5 protein-coding genes are annotated in these 6,413 nt (G+C 49.3%); all 5 read left to right on the top strand.

Features of this window, described 5'->3' with window-relative positions; genetic code table 11:
• The coding region (locus B2899_RS13465; RefSeq protein WP_349679051.1) for a TrkH family potassium uptake protein at nucleotides 1-1,274 on the top strand (1,274 nt) is incomplete at its 5' end.
• A gap of 141 nt (nucleotides 1,275-1,415) precedes the next feature.
• Entirely contained in the window at nucleotides 1,416-2,114 is a 699-nt protein-coding gene (locus B2899_RS13460; protein ID WP_286886487.1) for an ABC transporter ATP-binding protein, read from the top strand.
• A complete protein-coding gene (locus B2899_RS13455; protein ID WP_286886485.1) occupies nucleotides 2,101-3,765 on the top strand; it encodes a DUF6583 family protein in 1,665 nt (554 codons plus the stop codon). Before B2899_RS13460 ends, B2899_RS13455 begins: the two co-directional genes overlap by 14 nt.
• A 72-nt stretch (nucleotides 3,766-3,837) precedes the next feature.
• Complete coding sequence (locus B2899_RS13450) at nucleotides 3,838-5,052, top strand: ABC transporter permease (RefSeq protein WP_286886483.1); 1,215 nt, start codon at nucleotides 3,838-3,840, stop codon at nucleotides 5,050-5,052.
• Entirely contained in the window at nucleotides 5,053-6,270 is a 1,218-nt protein-coding gene (locus B2899_RS13445) for an ABC transporter permease (protein WP_286886481.1), read from the top strand.
• The last annotated feature ends 143 nt before the right edge of the window (nucleotides 6,271-6,413 follow it).

The following is a 6,413-nucleotide window of genomic DNA, read 5'->3' as shown; positions in this document are numbered from 1 at the left end:
ACGGCTTGCTAATGCTGCCGATAAGCCTGAAGCCGGGTGTACACCTTTCATTTGCGGACGCGCTGTTTACGGCAACCAGCGCGGTCAGTGTCACCGGGCTGACTACCGTAAGCACTTCAAGCACGTTTAGCGGATTTGGAGCGGGCGTGCTTCTCTTTGCTTTCCAGCTGGGGGGTATCGGCATTATGACGTTGAGCACTTTAATCTGGATTCTTCTTGGAGCACCCATCGGCTTATCACAGCGGAGACTTATTATGGTGGACCAGAACCGCTATAACCTTTCGGGTCTGGTTCAGCTTATGAAACTGGTGCTGGGGATGGCGCTGCTGTTTGAGGCGATAGGGACGGTCATTTTCGCATTCTATTTTTATTTTGCCGGGTACTGTGACACTCTTCGTACGTCTTTTTATTACGGTCTTTTTCATTCGATTTCTACATATACGAATGCAGGTTTTGATCTGTTTGGCAACTCGCTGATTGAGTATGCGCACGATTATTTTATACAAATTGTAACAATGGTTCTGATTATTCTCGGGGCCATTGGATTTCCTGTACTGATCGAGGTGCGGGAATATTTTTTCGGCGGCCACACCCGGTTCCGCTTCTCGCTCTATACGAAGATTACAACGCTGACCTTTGCGGTTCTGCTTGTGCTTGGCGCTATCGGCATCTGGATTATAGAAGACTCGCAGCGCTTTGCGGATATGGTGTGGCATGAGAAACTGTTTTATTCGTTGTTCCTTTCTGTTACGGCACGCAGCGCGGGACTGACAACGGTGGATGCTTCGGAATTGAGCGTGGCGAGCCAGCTTTTCACCTCGCTTCTTATGTTTATCGGGGCTAGTCCGTCCAGTGTGGGCGGAGGCATTCGGACTACTACATTGGCCGTTATCATTCTCACCATTATTACTTTTGCCCGGGGACGCAATGAGGTTCGAATTTTTGGGCGATCGCTTCGTCAGGAAGACATCAATAAGAGCTTCGTATTTTTTACTACCGCTTCAATTCTGGCTGTGGGCGGAGTAATGGTCATAGAGATGGCGGAGCAACAGAAGTTTGGACTTGCGGCTATCATCTTTGAGGTTTGCTCTGCGTTCGGTACGTGCGGCCTATCGACGGGGATGACGAGCGAACTATCTTCCGTAAGTAAAATTATGCTGGTGCTGCTCATGTACATCGGACGTATCGGCATGATGCCGTTCCTTTCCCTGTTCATTTCCGGAAAGTCAAGAGCGGATATTCATTATCCGGAAGAAAAGATTATCATCGGCTAAATTTCGTAGGGCAATGGACGCTTATCAGGCGTCCATTTCTTCTGACTAAATAACCAAAAAAGGTAAAAATGGTAACTTTATCTTGCGCATATTCGTATAGGAGAGTAAATAAAAGAGAGGAGGAGAGAGAAAAAATCCACCGTGTTTATTACGATTCGCAACATCAGCAAGAAATACGGTCAAAAAAGTGTGCTGAACAGCATCAATCTTGATATTGCGCAGGGCGAAATGTTCGGTGTGGCAGGCGAGAACGGGGCCGGAAAGTCCACGCTTCTCTCTATCATCGCGTCGGTCGTCAAGCCGAGCGGTGGAGAAGTGCTCATCGACGGTACCTCCGTGCATCGGGGCGGAGCCGCAATCAGAAAGCGCATCGGCTACGTCCCGCAGGAATTGGCGTTATATCCTTCCCTGCGCGGTATCGATAATCTCGCATTCTGGGGCAAGATGTACGGCCTCAGGGGAAAAGATCTGGTGCTGCGCATGGATGAAGTGATGGATATCATCGACCTGCGCGATAGAATCAAAGAACGCGTAGAGGCGTATTCCGGGGGAATGAAGCGCAGGCTGAATCTGGGAGTGGCGCTGCTGCACCGGCCCGATCTGCTGATTCTTGACGAGCCGACGGCCGGCGTAGACGTCCGCTCCCGCCGACAGATTATCCAGGCGCTCAAAGAGATGAGCAGGCGCGGGAGTACTATTCTTTACACCAGCCATCACCTGGAAGAGATGGAGGCGTGTGACCGTATTGGAGTTTTAAAAGGCGGAGAGCTCCTCGCCGTGGGCGTGACACAAGAGGTTCAACATTATTTGGAGGGGGAACAACAACATGGCAAGAGGTAAAATGCCACTGATTCTGGTGCTGGTAGTTCTGCTGGTAGCGGCAGGGGGACTATATTCGGCGTACGCTTTCTTCGACGTATTCAAAAGCAACAAAACCGTCTATCTCGAAGCGGAAGCGAAAGAAATGCAGAACTTTTCCGAGATGATAGAAGAATACAACCAGAAGTATAACGAGTACGCTAAACCGTATCTGGAAGGGGCTGTAGAACAGAAGATAGAGTTGTCCAATCTAACGGTTGATATGCAGACAACCGATCCGCAAGAGGCGAAAATCATGGAAATCGTAAAAGACGCCAAAGTGGTCGTGGAATCAAAAATGGACGATAAGAACAAAAAGAATTTCCTGAAAGCTGATGTAAATATAAAGAACAACAACGTCATCGGTGTCGAGTTCTTCTATGACGCTGAAAAGCTGGGATTCGGTGTTCCCGCTTTATACAACAAATACGGATATTTCAACTGGAAAGATAAAGCCGTCATCGAGCAGAAATACGGCATCCCGGGCATTCCGGAAAGCATCCCGTCCCAGAAGGAATACCTGGATCTTATCCAAATTCCGAAGGAAGAGCTGCAGCCGATTATGCGCGAGTACGCTATGCTGTATGCTGATAGCATCCAGAATGATCAGGTTAGCGTGAAGAAAAACGCCACATTTGAAGAGGCGGGCGTGAAAATGGACGCGAAGGAAATTACGGTTACGTTCACTCCGGAGCAATATAAGCAGCTGATGAAAAAGATGGCGGATAAAATTTCCAAAGACCAAAAGCTTCAGGACTTATTATATCCTCGCTATCAGAAATTAGCCGAGTTGACAGCATCAGGCTCGCCGGAAGATTTGCCGAAGCTGAGCAAAGAAGAGTTTAAAAAGAAATTCGCCGAATTCAAAGAAGAGGCAGACCGTTCGATCGATAACGGTGAGTACGGTGACGGTATAAAAATGATTGTCTATGCGGACAAAGAAGACAACATTCTCAGCAGGACGATTGAAATGAATGATACGAAATCCGGCGATAAAAATACGTTGAAGCTCGTGAGTTTCCAGGACAAAGAAAACAAAGACCATGTTGTTTTCGACGTAAACACGAAGAAATCTGACAATATGGAAGAAAAAGTGAACATCGCCTATGTAAACAAAAAAGAAGGCGAGAATTGCAAAGGCAATGTGAAGTTTACCATTGTCGATAAGACGGGCAGCAGCACGCTGACCGACGTGGTAGCGGAAGCCGACTTTGCAATGACAAAAGAGGGGAACAAGCAGAATCAGGACGTAAAAGTAAAGATTAATGACAACGAAAGTGGACAGTCTGAGCCGATTGTGCTGAGCTGGAAAGGTACGGTAACGAATAACGATAAAGATAAAATGCGGATCGCGGATTATAAAGTGGAAATGAGCGGGCCGCAGGACGATCCGACCATGCCGAAGAAGATTTCGCTCGATATGAAGAGCAACGAGAAATTCAACGTAGCGGGCGTGAAGCTGCCGGAGCTGAATGCACAGAACAGCATCAACCTCGCGACAATGACCGACCAGCAGATGATGCAGATTCAGCAGGAGATTCAGCAGGGAAGCATGCAGTTCATGATGAAAAATATAGCATTGTTCCAGCAGCTGGGTATTATTCCGGCAGACGCGGGAATGATGATGCCGTAATGCAAGAGGGGAAGGAGCCTGTCAAGGCTCCTTCTTATGCTTGCGGTATAGGAAAGGAGTGAGATTGCCGTTGTGCTGGTAAAAACCTTGATTTTAAAAGAGCTGACTTTATACTGGCGTGACCGAAAGGCGATTGGACTCCTGCTGGTGCTGCCGCTGTTTTTCATCTGGCTTTTTGTTCAGGTGCTCTCGCCTTATTTGTTTTCCAGCCGGTATAGCCAGGCGTTTGAGATTGCATTTGTGGATGAAGACCAAACGTTCAATACGCAGATGATCAGCCGGCAGTTGGAAGAGCTGGATTACATGAAAGGATTTATTACCGTACATAAAACAGAAAGAACGCAGGCAATGCGGATGCTTGAGACGAACCGGATTGCAGGCGCCATTATGATTCCAAAAGGATTTACGGCCAGCCTGTACAGCGGCGACAACTATCCGGTCGAATTCATCGGCAACCGGACGCGCAAAGAGCAGGCCGATCAGATAAAGAATCAGCTTATTAGCGCCATGAATGACCTGTCGGCCGGGCAGAGCGCCGTAAAGGCGGTCTGGCATGCCGCAAGAGATGGAGGGGCGAGTGCCGAACAGCTGGATCGGGTAATGAAAGACAGCGTGCTTGATTTCATGATGCGGGCGCTTGGACGCAATGAAATCTACGAGGAAATTACGCTTTCGTCGATTCCGCAGGTGCGTTTTCCGGAGTACTTTACGTCCGCGCTCGCGGTCGTATTCGTCAGCTTTCTCGGCATTCGGGGCAGCCGTTCCCTGGCTGAAGAGAAGGAGCTGGGAATGCTGGACAGGTTTCGGGCTGCGCCTGTCGGCATGTGGCAGGTATTTACCGGGAAGTTCTTCGGTATATTTCTGCTACTGTGGATACAGACCGCACTGCTGGTCATCGGAGCGAGCCTGTTATTCGATAATTACCTGGGTGCACAGCCGGCTTCGTTTCTGTTCGTTTTTACGGCGACTGCGTTCGCTGTTGCTTCCTGGTCGTTTTTGCTGGCGGTTCTCGGCTTGTTCTCCAAAGGGACGGAGATGCTCGGATACATCGGCACATTTTTTCTGGCTATTATCGGCGGGAACATTTATCCGTTGTTCTCCCTGTCGGACAGTCTGCAGACAGCGAGTGAATTTACGTTTACCCGGTGGGCCATGCACGGCATGCTGAAGATTTTCTCCGGTGACGAATCGCTTTCCGTCTGGCCGGAGACGAGGATGCTGCTGATCATTGGCTGTGTGCTGCTTACGATAGCCGCAATACTTCTGCCGTTTGTGGGGAGGAAGTAGATGTACGCAATATTACAGGTGTTAAAACTCAGGCTGCGGTTGATGCTACAGGATCGGGTGTTCCTTCTTTTGCTGTTGGCATTTCCCTTCGTATTCGTATTTATTTTGAATGCCACGCAAAGCTTTGAGAAACAGTCCGTTATTCCCGTGGCGGTAGCGGATGAAGACGGAAGCGATTATTCTAGATTAATCGTAGATCGGTTTGCGGCCAAAGAAGGCATACGCGTACTCCGTGTCAGCCGCGACGAAGCGTATAAGCTAACAGAAAGCTTTAAAGTAGAAGCCGCGTTCGTCATTAAGGCAGGGCTAAAAGACGCCATCCTGGAAGAAGATACAGACGATACGGTGGAGATGCTGAAGAATCCGGGCTCGCTGTCATACGGAATTCTTGGCGAGATGCTCGGCAGTGAGGTGATGCGGCTGTCGGCCAATGCGGGTGCCGCAAACAGCGCCGAACAGATCTATCGACTGTATGGATTGACATCACCCGCTTCAGGCTCTCTCTGGGAGAAGGTCTGGAAATATACAGATTCTCAATGGGAACCAAAGCCGCTGATGACGATTGATTATAAGGAGATGGCAGGCGGTGGTGTACAGACGGTGAACAGGTTGACGAGCGTATCGAATGCGGCGCTGACCGGAATAGGCATGCTGCTGGTGTTTATATTGATGTTTGTGACGCTGCACAGCCGGTGGTTGCTTGAGGAACGCGATAACGGAACGCTCAAGCGGATGATGTCCGTACCCGGCATGCTGTGGAAATTTTATGCTGGCAACATTGCCGCGCTAGGCCTGCTTTCCTTATTTCTGGTTGGCGTCTGCGCTGTGCTGGCCCGGCTTTTGTTCGGTGCTTCACTCGTATTTCATCCGCTGCAGTACGCGCTGCTTGGCGCGTATATATTTGCGGTTATCGGACTCGGTATGCTTTTCTCGGCGGTTTTTAAAACCGGTCGGCAACTTGAGACCGGGGCCCCGTTACTCGCGCTGCTGACCGGATTTATCGGAGGATGCTTCTGGCCATTCCTGCCGCTTACAGGCCCGGTCAGGACGTTTTCGTTATGCACGCCGCAAGGTTGGACATTGGCCGGTATGAAACCGCTGGTAGCAGGTGACTATCAGTTTTTGGACATTTTTCAGATTATGCTGGTTCTTCTCGGCTTTGGGACTGTATTATTTTTATATAGTTTCTACCATATCCGCAGGCAGGCAATTTCTTAAAGTCCATCTCGCTTAGTCTCTAAATTTTCAAAGAAAAAGCGTCCCGAGATCCATTTGCGTGGATTTGGGACGTTTCTTGCATTTCAGCTTTTCGCGATGGATGCCTTCGACGTATACTTGGCGTACACTTCAGAACGACGCTC

Origin of the sequence: Aneurinibacillus sp. UBA3580, from assembly GCF_002375825.1 — a bacterium.
GTDB lineage: Bacteria > Bacillota > Bacilli > Aneurinibacillales > Aneurinibacillaceae > Aneurinibacillus > Aneurinibacillus danicus.
Note: the sequence above shows the minus strand (reverse complement) of the source record. Positions and strands in the feature narration are given on the sequence as shown.

Coding starts and splice junctions, on each gene's coding strand:
- B2899_RS13455 (WP_286886485.1), top strand. CDS start 2,101: ATGGCAAGAGGTAAAATGCCACTGATTCTGGTGCTGGTAGTTCTGCTG.
- B2899_RS13445 (WP_286886481.1), top strand. CDS start 5,053: ATGTACGCAATATTACAGGTGTTAAAACTCAGGCTGCGGTTGATGCTA.